General features: G+C 60.0%; 11 protein-coding genes. 3 read left to right on the top strand and 8 right to left on the bottom strand.

Annotated features, from left to right (window positions below; translation table 11 throughout):
* Positions 1-4: 4 nt before the first annotated feature.
* The 8 genes from tssH to IVB32_RS16955 form a co-directional block, all read right to left on the bottom strand.
* Positions 5-2644 (bottom strand): type VI secretion system ATPase TssH, encoded by a 2640-nt coding sequence (gene tssH / locus IVB32_RS16920; protein WP_247362313.1) that lies wholly within the window; start codon positions 2642-2644, stop codon positions 5-7.
* Positions 2645-2741: 97 nt separating this feature from the next.
* Positions 2742-3806, bottom strand: a complete 1065-nt coding sequence (tssG, locus tag IVB32_RS16925) for a type VI secretion system baseplate subunit TssG (protein WP_018457638.1) — start codon at positions 3804-3806, stop codon at positions 2742-2744.
* Complete coding sequence (gene tssF, locus IVB32_RS16930; RefSeq protein WP_247362314.1) at positions 3770-5737, bottom strand: type VI secretion system baseplate subunit TssF; 1968 nt, start codon at positions 5735-5737, stop codon at positions 3770-3772. The genes tssG and tssF overlap by 37 nt, the downstream gene beginning before the upstream one ends.
* A gap of 1 nt (position 5738) precedes the next feature.
* The gene (gene tssE, locus IVB32_RS16935; protein ID WP_026233415.1) at positions 5739-6287 is read right to left on the bottom strand and encodes a type VI secretion system baseplate subunit TssE; all 549 of its coding nucleotides are present in this window, start codon (positions 6285-6287) and stop codon (positions 5739-5741) included.
* Between the two features lie 181 nt (positions 6288-6468).
* Positions 6469-6954 carry a type VI secretion system tube protein Hcp gene (locus tag IVB32_RS16940; RefSeq protein ID WP_018457635.1) on the bottom strand — a complete coding sequence of 162 codons (486 nt, stop codon included), beginning with the start codon at positions 6952-6954 and terminating at the stop codon, positions 6469-6471.
* A gap of 49 nt (positions 6955-7003) precedes the next feature.
* Positions 7004-8506 carry a type VI secretion system contractile sheath large subunit gene (tssC, locus tag IVB32_RS16945; RefSeq protein WP_204511553.1) on the bottom strand — a complete coding sequence of 501 codons (1503 nt, stop codon included), beginning with the start codon at positions 8504-8506 and terminating at the stop codon, positions 7004-7006.
* A gap of 16 nt (positions 8507-8522) precedes the next feature.
* Positions 8523-9050: a type VI secretion system contractile sheath small subunit gene (tssB, locus tag IVB32_RS16950; protein WP_026233414.1), complete on the bottom strand. Its 528-nt coding sequence runs from the start codon at positions 9048-9050 to the stop codon at positions 8523-8525.
* A 124-nt stretch (positions 9051-9174) separates the two neighbouring features.
* Positions 9175-10515, bottom strand: a complete 1341-nt coding sequence (locus tag IVB32_RS16955; RefSeq protein ID WP_247371738.1) for a type VI secretion system ImpA family N-terminal domain-containing protein — start codon at positions 10513-10515, stop codon at positions 9175-9177.
* Between the two features lie 321 nt (positions 10516-10836).
* Between IVB32_RS16955 and tssI the strand changes: the two genes are divergently transcribed.
* The 3 genes from tssI to IVB32_RS16970 all read left to right on the top strand — a co-directional run.
* Positions 10837-12705, top strand: a complete 1869-nt coding sequence (tssI, locus tag IVB32_RS16960) for a type VI secretion system tip protein TssI/VgrG (RefSeq protein WP_018457631.1) — start codon at positions 10837-10839, stop codon at positions 12703-12705.
* A gap of 5 nt (positions 12706-12710) precedes the next feature.
* A complete protein-coding gene (locus tag IVB32_RS16965) occupies positions 12711-13274 on the top strand; it encodes a hypothetical protein (RefSeq protein WP_026233412.1) in 564 nt (187 codons plus the stop codon).
* A 12-nt stretch (positions 13275-13286) separates the two neighbouring features.
* Positions 13287-14037 (top strand): FHA domain-containing protein (locus tag IVB32_RS16970; RefSeq protein ID WP_247410773.1); only part of this gene is annotated, 751 nt, incomplete at its 3' end.

Consider the following 14037-nt stretch of genomic DNA (forward strand, 5'->3'; position numbering starts at 1 on the left):
GTGCTCAATTCCACGAATATGCGAACTTGTTGTTGTCGATCGAGACACGTGCTTCCTTCACCTCTTCCTTGGCGAGCGACTTGCTGAGGAATTCGCGCGACAGCTCGGGGAGCAGGGTGTTGGTGATGATGTTGTCAATCATTCGCCCACCGGAGTCGGGGTCGTTGCAGCGCGACACAATGTGCTCGACGACCGCGTCGTCATAACCGAAGGTCGCGTTATGATTGTCGCGAAGGCGCCTTCCGATGCGGTCGAGTTGCAAACGCACGATCCCGGACAGCATCTCGTCCGATAGCGGGAAGTACGGTATCGAGACGATGCGTCCGAGCAGCGCCGCTGGGAACACCTTGAGCAACTCCGGCCTTAGCATCCTGGCGAGCTCTTCCGGCTCGTCGCGATACTTTGGATCGCGTGATAGGCCCATGATCATATCGGTGCCGACGTTGGTGGTAAGGATGATCAAAGTGTTCTTGAAGTCGATCCGTCGCCCGTTGCCGTCCTCCATGGTTCCTTTGTCGAATACCTGAAAGAAAATCTCATGGACGTCGGGATGAGCTTTCTCCACCTCGTCGAGCAGAATGACGCTATAGGGCTTGCGCCGGACGGCCTCGGTGAGGCGCCCACCTTCGCCATAGCCGACATACCCGGGAGGTGCGCCTTTCAAGGTCGAGACGGTGTGCGCTTCCTGGAACTCTGACATGTTGATCGTAATCATGTTTTGCTCGCCGCCATAAAGAGTCTCGGCAAGCGCCAGGGCGGTTTCGGTCTTGCCCACACCGGATGGGCCAGCCAACATGAATACGCCGATCGGTTTCGACGGGTTGTCCAGCTTAGCGCGGCTGGTCTCAATTCGCTTGGCGATCATTGTCAGCCCATGGGACTGGCCGACGACGCGGCGGTTGAGGATCTCCGGTAGCTTCAGCACGGTTTCGATCTCGTCGCGCATCATCCGGCCGACCGGGATGCCGGTCCAATCAGAGACAACGGACGCCACCGACTGCTGGTCTACATGGGCATAGACCATTCGCTTTTCCGGATTGATGGTCTCAAGTGTGTCGAACTTGCCGCGCAGCTCCGCGCGCTTGGCAGCCGGATCTTCGCCTTCCTTGGGCCTGGACAGGATTTCACGAATGCTGCGGATGTCCTTGATGAGCTCCTGCTCGACCGCCCAATCGCCATCGAGGTTCGTCAGCTTGTCTTTCAGTGCGGCGATGTCGTTGTCGATCGCGACAATGCGCTCGTTGTCCTCTATCCCAAGGTCGCCGTCGCTGACGAGCGCAGATCTCTCAGCTTCACGAGCGGCAATCGCCACGCGTGCATCCTCGATCAAGGCCGGCGTCGCGCTCTGGCTGATGGCTACGCGTGCCGAGGCTGTATCAAGCAGGCTGACCGCCTTGTCCGGCAACTGCCGTGAAGGAATGTATCGGTGGGACAGGTTGACTGCTGCGACGATCGCAGCATCCGAAATGCGAACGCCATGGTGCTTTTCCATCGGACCGAGAAGTCCGCGAAGCATGATGCAGCAGGTCTCCACATCAGGTTCATCGATCTGGATTGGCTGGAAGCGCCGGGTGAGTGCGGGATCCTTCTCGATGTACTGGCGATATTCCGCCCATGTGGTGGCGGCGATCGTACGCAGCGTGCCACGGGCGAGGGGAGGTTTCAGGAGATTGGCCGCATCGCCGGTACCGGCGGCGCCGCCGGCGCCGATGAGTGTGTGGGCCTCATCGATGAACAAGATGATGGGAGTAGGTGAGCTCTGGACCTCGTCGATCACCGACCGCAAGCGCTGCTCGAACTCGCCCTTCATGGAGGCGCCGGCTTGCATCAGGCCGATGTCGAGTGCGCAGAGCCTTACACCGCGCAGCGGTGGCGGCACGTCGCCGGCGGCAATGCGCTGCGCAAAGCCTTCGACAACTGCGGTCTTGCCGACGCCAGCCTCGCCGGTGAGAATTGGATTGTTCTGCCGCCGACGCATCAACACGTCGATCAGTTGGCGGATTTCTTCGTCCCGGCCAAGGATCGGATCCATTTCGCCCGATTTAGCCTTGGCAGTGAGGTCCTGGGAGAACCGGTCGAGCGGCGTCGTGCCCTTCGGACCAGCTTGGGCCGCGCCTTCCGTGCCGGCGCCAACCAGGCCCGATCCGTCCATCGGCCGCATGTTCTCCTCGTCGGAGCCGGTCCAGACAGCGCGGCGTTCCGCCGCCAGTGCGTCGACGTTGACCTTGGCAAATTCCCGCGAGAGGTTGTTCAGCGCGCGACGAATATCGTTCGATTTCAGGCCGGCAACGAGCAGATGACCGGTGCGGATCTGGGTCTCGCCAAAGAAAAGCGTGGCATAGTGCCAGCCGCGATCGAGCAGATCGATGACCGAATTCGCGACGCCCGGCATGTCGGTCTCGTTCTTAGCAAAGCCGCTGATCACGCCGGCCAGGTCCGACAATAAGCGCGCGCGGTCGAGCTTGTAGTGATCGACCGAGAGGCTGAGATCGTTGCCCTCCTGCTGCAGAATATGAAACAGCCAGTGCGCAAGCTCGACGTTGCGATTGCCGGCGCTCTTTGCGTGGCGGAGGGCCTGTATGAAGGCATCATAGCCGGCCCGGTTCAGCTTGCCCGTTACAGCTTCAATGCTGATGTCGGTCACGGCGGCTCCTCCTGCTCAACTCCTCCGCGGATGCTTGTCATCATGCGGAATTGGCTTCAAATTCCATAGTATTAGGCGATCAGCACTATGGATAGGTTCAAATCGCCGTGGCATTGGCTGCGGCGCTCCGGCGCGATCTCAATCGCTCCCCGAGCTGAAAGCGGGCATCGCGGCGATATTCTTCTGTGGAGGCCCAGTTCGGCGAGACCCAAGAAGTCCATCCAAGTCGACCACTTTGTCCGAGCCTGACCGGTACAACCTCTCCGGCAGGAATGGCGAGCTCTACCTCCCATTCCAATTCGTCGCCGACATAGAAGAAAACGGCGTCGGCCAGTGGCTCCGACAGGTTGGGTGTTTCGGTCGGCAGGAATTGTTCGTACTGAGCAAATGTTCTGACAAAGACCCGAACTCTGATCTTGTCCTCGACGCTGAACACGCGCGAGCCCAGAAGGGCGTCCTGACCGAGCCTCGCATGCGTTCCGCCGAGCCGGCTGCAGTGACTTGGGTCGAACGAGAGCCAAGTGCCGACGAATTCGTCGATCTCGACTTTGACCTCGAACAGTCCTTGCAGGAATCGCGTCAACCGTGATGCACACTTCGCCCTTGGCGCGACCAGTCCAGCGAAGCTGAGCTTCGCCATGTCCGGAACGGTATCGCGATCGGCGAAAACATCGGTGCCCAAGCCGGCGAAGGAGCCGACATAGGCAATGAAGCGATCGTCCGCCGGGCGGTCGTGCTGCGCGATCGGGCGCGCGTCGGCCCAGGCACGAAAGAAGAGTTGCAGGAAGCGCCCGTTAAACAGATCGAGAAAGCGCGGGAAAGCGTCATCCCGCATCAGCCACCAGCTGAGGCTTTCGTCGGTGGTGGCAATGGGCAGGGCGCCCTGCGGGCCCAGGAGGCCGAGAAATTTGACGAGTATCCTGAGCCGGCCACTCTGGTCGTCCACGGCCGCGAGATTCGAGGCGGGAAACTCCAGATAAGGCACTTGGCCGAGGTCGACATATTCGTCGCGGCGCGCGGCACTGTCACCGATCCGCGGTCGATCCGGGTTGGCGCGCTCGAACTGGCGTAACGTATGGAAGAAATCGAAACGCCAGGGCTCGGCCTTCATCTGGTCGATCAGGGTCATAGCGGTCTCCGCGTGCCCATGCGCGGCGGCCATCGCATGATCTCGCCGCGCTCCGGCGTCGAGATGACCGTCTGGGTGAAGGTGTTGAAGCCGGAATAGTCGGCAAAGAAGCGTTCCAGGATCGCCCCGAGCAAGAACACGCCGCTGCCCTCAAATGCCTTCTCGTCGAGTGTGACGATAATCTCCAAGCCACGTGCTGCGCCGCTGCCGGTGCGCTCACGCACGCGTCGCACGATGGGGCGGCTTTCTATGCTGCGCACGCCGCGGATCTTGCGTTCCGTGGCGTCGTCGAATTGGTCGGCGAACAAGGACAGCATCTCGCGCAGCGCTCCGGCGTTCTTGCCGCCACCGCGCTCGACGAGCCCAAGATAGTTGAGGCTGAGCATGTTGATGAGCCGCCAGCTGACAACGCCGCTGTTGACGATTTCGCTGCGGCTGCGCAATTGGGCCACCACCGGCTCGCGCGGCGGCGTCGGACCAGCGACGCACATCAGATCAAGAGATGTGTCGTCCAGCAAACGAAAATCGGCGCCGCCCTGGCCGACCGGCAAGTGCTCCGTGAGATGGCGATTGGAGCAGAGAGCCCGAACGCTCAGTTCGGCGACAGAGCCTTTGCCGCTCAATTCACCGGGCTCGAGCAGTGACAGGAACATGTCCGTCCCGGTGTAGTCTGAGGAGGCGCCGTATGTCTTTTCTTCCACTGTGCGGCGCCGCGGCAAGCGGCGCACAGTGAAATAAAGCCTGTCGGCCGACCCGCCGCTCCGGTCGACGGCGGCCGAATATAGCGGGCGCACGGGCCGCTTATCCTTCTCTGCCGGAAGGTGTGCGTAGACTTCGAGCACCTGGTGCGGTTCGTATTCCAGATAGCGGCTGCGATCTGGCACCACATGGTACTCGTGCGTATTCGACTTGACCGGAATACGATCACTCGTCTTCTCGAACAGATTGATCGCCGGCGCGGTATAGAGCCTGAACGTCTCGGGGCGCACCGAGGCGGCCAATCGTGAACTGTGTTCATCGAATGCGAAGACAATATCGATCGATTTGCTGCGCAGCCGTGACATCACGCCGCGAAGTCCGGTGAGGGTAATGCCGAGGAACTTGCGTGGAAACATGAAATATTCGCGCAGCAATTCCGAGCCACGAAAGATCCGGTTATCGTTAGGAAATAGAGACTCATTCTCGTCGAAGCCAATTTGCTGCACGCTGTCATGGGGGGCACGAGTCACCACCGGATCGCCAAAGTCGTCGAGATGCCGGAAGTAGACCCCCCTGCAATTCGAGATCAACTGCTCGTAAAGCGCGATGGCGTCGGATTCCGCACCGGACAGGTAGATCGGAAGCTCGCTCACGCGGCAGCCTGCGAACCACGTTTCCGGCTTGGTCCGAGCCTCCGCGTCCGGCGGCTCGTCCTCGAGCCGGGCCGCACTACGATGGGTCAACGATAGCCTCAGCCCCGCGATGACGTCACTGCCGATCGGGATACCAAGCGCCTGCAGAGCGCCCGCCGTCGAGAAATACTCGGCGCTTGTGACGTCAAATGGCCAGAGCACGATGTCGCGGCAAAGTCGAAACCGGCAGGAAAGACTTCGCTCTCTCTCGCGATAGGTCGCGTCGAAATAGGCGCCGCGCGCGATCTTCCTGCCGTCACGCAGCGCCGGGTCGGCATAGGGTGGCCGTGCGGTCACCAGCATGGCCGAAGGTGTCGGCGCAAGATAGTTCGGTACCAGTTGCTCGAGCAGGTTTGCAGTGAATTCCGGGAACTCGTGCTTGAGCTTGAGTTGAACGCGGGCGGCAAGAAAGGCAGCGCCTTCCAGCAGTCCCGTGATCATCGGGTCCGAGCGGTCTCGGATCAGGCCGCCGAGGCGCTCTGCGATACCTGGATATTCTTCGGCGAAATCTCCCGCCTGCTCGTACAGCAATGACAGTTCACGATTGTAGAAATCGAGGAATTCGCGATTCATGCTAAAGTCGATTGATCTGGATGTCGCCGCTGTCGAGATCGACGTCGGCGACAAATTCCACGGGGACGTTGAGCGGCTCAGCTTTGAGGTCGGCGTGAACGATGAAGCGCAGCTTCAGCTGCTCAGGGCCGACCGAGCCGTCGCGACGAACCCGAATCGTCTTGCGGTCGAGTCTGGGTTCGTAGGTCGCTAGCGTCTCGCGCAACGCGTCGGTGAGTTCGTCGTCCGTAACCTCGTCGATCGAGCGGTGGGCGATATCGGGGAAGCCGTAGTTCAAGATCGATCTCCGGACGCAATCCCGGTCGCTCAGATCCAAAGTCGATTCCAGAGCAATGGTATTGAGAAGGGCTTCTAGGTCATGAGAGATTTCCCGCCGCAACAGCGTTTCCGAGATCGGAAAGCGGCCGGCGCTACGCCGTCCGGCAATGACCCGTTCACCGAATTCATCGCGCAAATTGAGCTTCTTGCGCGCATCGCGAGCTTCATGAGCCAAGCGAAAGGCCAGCATTAGCGGGGGAGAGAGACGATCCCTCTTTGGAGTAATGGTCATTTACCTTCCCCAAGATGCCGGGCCCGCTATGCCCTTCCGCGGAGCATCAGCTGGTCTCCAGGATGGTTGTCGCCTCGGCAGGCGGTCGTGCTCGTAACCGCTCCCGCCGAGACGTCAACGCAATCGCACCGTGCGGCGCCGGCTCAGCTAATCGCAACCAACGCCAAGCAGAAGCCGACGATCAGGCCCATTCCTTGTTGGCGGGAACGTCCCAGCCAAACACCGGCGCCGCTCCAGCGCCGCCTTTTTCCGTCTGGGTCTTGTACGTCATCTTGACCTTGGCGAAATTCAGACTCACGTTTTCAGTGAGGCGATCTTCGCCGTGCGATCCGCCCGTCGATACACTCGTGACCAGAATGTGCTTCATCTCGATCTTGAGATACTCCAGCGGATTTTCACCCGCCTTGCGCACCGTGAGGATCGCCGTATCAATGTGCTTGCCGTTCGCACAGACTTTGAAAAGCTCCGGCGTGGCCTTGTCGACGAAGTGCGTGAAGTGCAGGTCCTGGATGCTGACCTTGCCGGCACCGCCGCCCGAACCGCTGTGGAAAGTGCCTGACTGGCTCTCGCCGAAAGACCAGCTCAAAATATCGATTTCGTCCTTGTGCTTGTCGTCCAGCGACTCGCCCTTAATCGGATCGAGTTTCAGGAAAATGTCGACAGCCATAGCATAGTCCTTTCAAATTTCTGCATGTTACGGTTGCGATGCTGCGGCGTCAGGAGCCGGGGCCGGGAAGGCGCGAAACCAGACTGAGGCCGACGTCCATCGCCTCCAACTGAAAGTGTGGACGAAGAAAGAAGCGCGCGTTGTAATATCCCGGGTTCTCCTCGTTTGCTATGACCTCTACCTTCGCAGCGGCCAGCGGCTTGCGCGCCTTCTGAGCTTCTGACGACAGGGCTGGATTGGCATCAACGTACTCGTTGATCCAGGTCTGCAGCCAGACCGTCAGCTCATCCTTCTCCTTCATGGATCCGATCTTGTCGCGAACCATGCACTTCAGATAGTGCGCAAAGCGAGACACAGCGAACATGTAGGGCAGTCGTGACGACAGGTTATCAGAGGCGGTGGCATCCACGCCTTTCTCGCCGAAATACTTCTTCGGCTTGTAGAGCGACTGAGCGCCGATGAACGCCGCCTTGTCGGTGTTCTTGCGATGGATCAGCGGGATGAGGCCCGCCTTCGCAAGTTCGTGCTCACGGCGATCGCTGATGGCGATCTCGGTCGGGCATTTCAGGTCGACGCCGCCGTCATCGGTCGGGAACGTGTGCGTCGGCAGGTTGATAACTTCACCGCCGGACTGCACACCGCGGATGCGCGTGCACCAGCCAAACTCCTTGAAGGCGCGGTTGATGTTGACGGCCATTGCGTAGGCGGCGTTGATCCAGCCGTATTTGTCGCCGGTGTGTCCGTCCGTCTCCTCTTCGAAGGCGAACTCTTCCACGGGCTCCGATTTCGCGCCGTAGGGGAGGCGGCCGAGCGCGCGCGGCATGCACAGGCCGAGATAGCGCGAGTCGTCCTGATCGCGCAGTCCCTTCCATGCGGCATATTCCGGCGTGTCGAACACCTTGCCGATGTCCCGAGGGTTGGACAGCTCGGTCCAAGAGTCCATTCCCATCAGCGTCGGCTCGGCGCCGCTGAAGAAGGGGGCGTGTGCGGCGCCGGCGATCTTGCTGAGATCGCGGAGCAGTTGCACATCGGTGGGGAGGTGACTGAAATAATAGTCGCCGATCAGGCAGCCGAAAGGCTCGCCACCCAGCTGGCCGAATTCATACTCATAGATCTGCTTGAAAAGGGGGCTCTGGTCCCAGCGTGCATCGGGATAAAGCCGCAGATTTCGATACAGCTCGTTCTTTGAGACGTTCATCACCCGGATTTTCAGGTTGGCGTCGGTCTCGGAATTGAAGACGAGGTAGTGGAGACCGCGCCACGCACTTTCGATTGCCTGGAACTCAGGTGTATGAAGAATCTCGTTCATTTGCGCGGTCAGCTTCTGGTCGATCCGCGCGATCATCTCCTCGATGGTGTCGAGGACGTCCGACTTTATGACGCTTGTGTCCTTCAACGCCTCTTGAACGAGCGTGGATACGGCGTTTTCGACTTCGGTCGCTGCACGTTCAGTGCGCGGTTTGAAGCTTTGCTTTAGCAGGCTGGTAAACTCATCAGCTTCGACGGTTTTGACTTGGGTAGGGCTCTCTGTGTGAACAGCTTCTTTTGCCATGGTCCCCATTCCTTCCTTAGCTCTCGGTGCCAGGTTCGCTCGACTGGCTTGTCGCGCGTTCCCGCAGCGCTGCCATCAGTTGAGGATCGGCGAGAAGTTTTTTCAGCTGGTCCTCGGCGGCCACCTTGCCGTCCATGTAGCGCAGCAGGTTGGCGAGTTGTTCGCGTGCCTCGAGCAGCTTGGCGGTGGCCGGCACCTGGCGGGCGACTGCCACCGGAGTGAAGTCTGCCATCTTGTTGAAGCGCAAGTTGACCGAGATCTTTTCGTCGGAACCATCGCTGAGGCGATTGGCGACGCGCGCCGTCACGCCGGGCTGGATTGCGGCCATGCGGTTGTCGAAATTGTCCATATCGAACTCGAGGAACTTACGCTCCTCGACCTTCGACTTCTCGATGCCGGGGTTGTTGCCGGAGAGGTCGGAGAGGACGCCCATGACGAACGGCAGCTCGATCAGCCGCTCGGCATCGTAAGGATCCTCGTATGTTATGTGCACGCGTGGTGCGCGGTTTCGTCGAATGAATTTTTGACCGCTGTCAGTAGCCATGGTTCCCCTCCCTGCGAAATCGCATCAGAAGCCAAATTGCACGACGCAGATTGACTAAGGCGTCTCAACTTGCGGTCGGCAAAACATTCTTATGTCCAGTTAGTGCCTTCGAGAGAAAGGTGGTTCAATACGATTTGTCGATTGTCTTGAGAGCGCCCTCAGGAAGGACATCATTCAGAAGGCTGAGGAAATCCCGCTGTGCGAGGTCGCGCGCGCGATCGACCAAAAAGGGGATCGGGCTGGACGGCTCCGTGGTTCGGAAAAACGACGCCACCTTCGTCAGCAGACCCAAGGCCTGCGCTCTAGTTTCCACCGAAAAAACAATATCTTGGGCGCTCTCATCCGTCGTTGATGAGAGCGGGGTCGCGAGCTCCGCCATCCGTTCGATCGGCAGGTCGAAGACTTTGTCCCGCCCGATGTTGATGGCAGCGCTCTCCACGTGGGACGGCACCAGCATCCGCATCACTTCAATAAATGATTTGCCGACCATCTCCTGCGCTTGACGTACCAGCAACAGCGCCGGGTTGGATGGTTCCATTCGGGCAAAATAGGCGGCCGCTGCGCCGAGCGCTGCGGACGCCTGTGCAGATGAAGCAAACATCGTGGTTGCGTCCAACGGCACCTGCGTATCGACGGGACCGGCATCTTCCGCAGTTGCGGCAATCGCCACCGGATCACGCAATGCGACAAGACCCGCAAGCCAGGCAGCCATGCCGTCAACCAAGCCGGAGAGCCTGTCGAGGCTGATAGGTTGCCCCGAATTCATCTTCTCACGCCAGGTCGCCTTGATACCTGCGATTTCAGCAGCGACCGCGGAGCACCGCGCGCTGATTGCCTTGAGAGTATCGAGATCCGTCTCGCTGACGATGCGCTCGATAGTCGCGAGATCGAGCCCGTCGGCGTCGGCATCGCCGGCGGGAATTTCGCCTTGCGCGATTTGATAGGCACGGTAGTGGAGGTTGCCGTGTCTGCGGTTCTCGATCAGGGGGAGGAACTGGAGCGGGTTGATCACGGTCGGAAACACGTCGATTGCTTCGACCGTGACGGCCCGAAGCGCGTAGTCGCCGTTCTCGCCCCTCGGATGTACCGCTTCCCACTGCTCGCGCAGCAGCAAGTTGGTCGCCCTCAGGCAGTTAAGAAAGCCGTCGAGATCGCGGTTGAGGATTGAAAACTTCGCGAGCAGCAGGTTTAGGCGCAGATCGCGGGTACGCGCCAGGAGGGGCTGTGCAGCGGCAAATTGGCCGGCAAAATCGACTGCCTTTGGATCGAAGCGTCCACGCTCCCCATTGGCATTGACGACCTCGAAGAACGACATTGGCAGCAGGGATTCCGCACCTGCGAAGAAGTTCAGATATTGGACGTCTCCGATGGCGTCGAGATCCGGTCCGCAGGGATCGTCAGCGGTAATGGGCAGCGTCAGGGAGGCGACATCAAGCATGCGAGGATCGTCCATCTGCTCGGTCACGGCCCCGCTGCCGAGCCGTGACGACTAAGGGATCGCGCGGGGCGCATGATCCGATTCTATACCTATGGGTCAGATGCCTGCTGATCTTGGTTCATTCCCGAAGATCATGCCATTTTCCCGTGAACCGGCAAGCTCTTGGAGCCGACTACTTGATGGCCGGGGTGGTTCTTTGGACGGCTGTCGTGAAACGTCAGGAGGCCAGCCCCGGGGCGGACTTGCCGGCACTGCCAATTGGCGGGGCAGGATTTCCGCGGATCTTGCATACGTCTGATCAGCTCTTTGCAGCGGGTCATTCGATCGAAGGAGGGAGTTTAAGCCCACATGGGCCAGCTTACTCAGGATACCCGCCTCTGCGAACTCAAGACGCCTCTTGGCAAGGACGTTCTGGTTTTTGCCGGATTCGAGGGCTCGGAAGGTCTCAGCGAACTGTTCGAGTATCGCATAGAGTGTCTCAGTGAGGATGCCGACCTCGACTTCGACCGAGCCATCGGTCAGCAATGCACGCTGACCATAAAGCTGCATGAAAAGGAGCGCGAGTTCAGTGGCATTCTGACAGAGGCCCAGTGGCTCGGGGTAAGGAACGACTATTTCAGCTACCGGATCGTGCTGAGGCCCTGGTTTTGGCTGTTGTCGCGGACCACCGATTGCCGGATCTTTCAGGACAAGAAAGCGCCCGACATCATCAAGGAGGTGTTCAACGAACGCGGCTTCACCGATTATGAATCCAAACTGACCGAAGAGGGGTCCTGTCCGAAGCTCGAATATTGCGTTCAGTACCGCGAGACTGACATGAATTTCGTGTGCCGGCTGATGGAACAGCACGGCATCTACTACTTCTTCAAACACGAGGGCGGCAAACATACGCTGGTGTTGGCGGATTCCAAATCGTCGCATAGCCCGATCAACGGTCTTGCTACGATTCCCTATATCCCGTTAACGGGGGCCGATCGTCGAGGCGAGCAGCATATCTACGAATGGGTCTCGGAGCGCCGGTTTCGAACCGGCAAGATCGAGCTTAACGACTACAACTATCAAAAGCCCAACGCGCAGATGATCAGCGACGCCAAGGGCTCCGAGCACTACACCCGGTCGGAGATGGAGTTTTACGACTATCCAGGGAAGTTCAAGGAAAAATCCGACGGCGAGCGCTACGCGAAGATCCAGCTCCAGGCCGAGCAGGCAATGGACCGAAGGCGCCGCGGCAACGGCGACGCCGTCAACCTGTTCCCCGGTGGGTTAACGAAGCTTGAAAAGCACTCCAAGGATTCGCAGAACGTGGAATATCTCGTGGTGCGAGCCACGCACTCGTTCTCGATCGAATCTTATCGCACCGGAGGTCCGAGCGACGCCGGGCAACACGTCTATTTCGGCAGCTACGAGTTTCTGCCGAGCGATCGGCCGTTTCGAGCGCCAATGACGACGCCGAAGCCAAGGATCAATGGCATCCAGACTGCCAAGGTAGTGACCAAAGACGACAATTCGAGCGAGGAAATCGACGTCGAGTCGCTCGGCGAAATCTATGTCCGCTTTTTCTGGGATCGCAAGAAGAAGCGGTCGTGCCGGTTGCGCGTCGCCCAGGTTTGGTCCGGCAAGCGCTGGGGCGGTCAGATCATTCCGCGTGTCGGACAGGAAGTCGTTGTCGAGTTCCTGGAAGGGGATCCGGACCGGCCCCTGGTGATTGGCACCGTGTACAACGACGAATACAAGCTGCCTTACGATCTGCCGTCGAAAAAGACGATTGGCGGCTTGAAGTCGGACTCCACCAAAGGTGGCGGCGGCTTCAACGAGTGGAGCTTCGAGGACAAGAAGGGGTCCGAGAAGATCACGGTGCATGCCGAGAAGGACCATGACGTGACGGTCCGGGACACCGAGACACGGACCATCGGCGAAGCTGCATTCGGCGGCGATACCCGCAAGACCACGCTCAAGAAAGGCAATGACAAACTCGATATCGAATTGGGCGGTCAACACATCACGCTGGCCATGGACCAGTCTGTCAATGCGGGCATCAGCATCACGCTCACGGCCAGCGCCAATATCACCCTGCAGGTTGGTCCCAGCCAGATTATCCTGACCCCGGCGGGCATCGTCATCAACGCGCCGACGATCGCCATGACAGCGCAGGCCGGCATGGCGCTTGCTGCCGGCGGTCCGCTGGTCGCTCACGGCACTCCAACTCTTGTCGGCTGACGATCATGGGGCAGGTTCGATTCGGAACGGTACAGGATCTGTTTCAGGCCTATCCGTTGGCGCGCTATGATGTCGGCAGAGCCGACGCTGACAAGCCTTCGCTGGATTTCCTTCAGGAGGCCGCCGACGCGTGCAATTGGCACCCGGCCGTGTCTTATTGTGCATACCTACTTCCAAGGCGTGTGGCAATTGGCTGGGGATGTCGCTCTCTGCGGCGGATGTTCGATCATTTCGATGCCAGCGATAGCAGGTCGCTCAATATTGTGGAGACCTGGGTCCGGCAACCGGACGAGCAGTCCCGGAACAAGGCGCTGGCTGTCGGCAATGCCAACGATCCTGAGCAGCCGGCAACGTGGCTGGCGCTGGCGGCCGGCTGGTCCGGCGGAAGCGTGGTTCCCCCGGAATTTGCGCCCGTGGAAGCCAAGCCAGATCAGGCCGCACGGGCGGTGCGTACAGCACTGCTGATTGGCCTCTGCCGGCTCCCTCGTGACTTCCGGGACCAGATAATGACGTCGTGCCTGGAGGATGGTATTCAATTGGCACGCGGCGAACCGCGCCCTCCGCGCTAACGAGACGATGTGATGGTGCTTCGCTTTAATATCGAGAACGAACCGAATCTTCCGGACGGCGGACCTGTGACGTTTACGGTCACCGGCAGGCGTTCGGTCGATATTGGCCGGGACCGTCACCTCGACTGGACGCTGCCGGATCCGGCGCGGACTATTTCCGGAAAGCATTGCGAGGTGCACTTTCGCGACGGTGGCTATTGGCTGCACGACGTCTCGACCAACGGCACCTTTCTCAATGGTGCCGACCAGCGCATGCGGGGGCCGCACCGCTTGCGCGACGGCGATCGGCTCACGATCGGCCACTACATCATCGGAGTTTCGCTGGAGGATGAGGCTGGCGGGCGTATCCCAAATCAAGCGGCGCAACTGCACGAACCCTCGGTCCAGCAGCATGCGGATTACGGAGAGCTTTGGACGGCCGATCGTGACGTTCCGCCGCCGATCGATCCGCAACTGTTGAAGAAGCCACGCGAGGCGGCGCGGCCCGTCAATCCGGGGTTCCTTGATTGGGCAGCGAGCGTGCCGGCGCCGGGTGTAGACCCATTTCGATGGTCATCGCCGACGTCTACGTCCCAACCGTCCGTGCAGGACGATGACATGAACTGGGCAGCCGGTCCGGTCACCGCGCCGAAACCGCAAGTCGAGCGCCCGCAAGCCATCCCGACTCCACGCCGGCCGTCGGTTTGGATCGATGATGAACCAGTCGCTGCCCAGCCGCCAACATCGCCATCGCACCCGCAGGTCGAGACGGCGCAAGCAGCAG

The organism is Bradyrhizobium sp. 23 (assembly GCF_023073295.1).
Classification (GTDB): Bacteria; Pseudomonadota; Alphaproteobacteria; order Rhizobiales; family Xanthobacteraceae; genus Bradyrhizobium; species Bradyrhizobium canariense_D.

Coding starts and splice junctions, on each gene's coding strand:
- tssF (WP_247362314.1), bottom strand. CDS start 5,737: ATGAATCGCGAATTCCTCGATTTCTACAATCGTGAACTGTCATTGCTG.
- tssG (WP_018457638.1), bottom strand. CDS start 3,806: ATGGCCGCCGCGCATGGGCACGCGGAGACCGCTATGACCCTGATCGAC.
- tssE (WP_026233415.1), bottom strand. CDS start 6,287: ATGACCATTACTCCAAAGAGGGATCGTCTCTCTCCCCCGCTAATGCTG.
- tssB (WP_026233414.1), bottom strand. CDS start 9,050: ATGGCTACTGACAGCGGTCAAAAATTCATTCGACGAAACCGCGCACCA.
- tssC (WP_204511553.1), bottom strand. CDS start 8,506: ATGGCAAAAGAAGCTGTTCACACAGAGAGCCCTACCCAAGTCAAAACC.
- tssI (WP_018457631.1), top strand. CDS start 10,837: ATGGGCCAGCTTACTCAGGATACCCGCCTCTGCGAACTCAAGACGCCT.
- IVB32_RS16965 (WP_026233412.1), top strand. CDS start 12,711: ATGGGGCAGGTTCGATTCGGAACGGTACAGGATCTGTTTCAGGCCTAT.
- IVB32_RS16940 (WP_018457635.1), bottom strand. CDS start 6,954: ATGGCTGTCGACATTTTCCTGAAACTCGATCCGATTAAGGGCGAGTCG.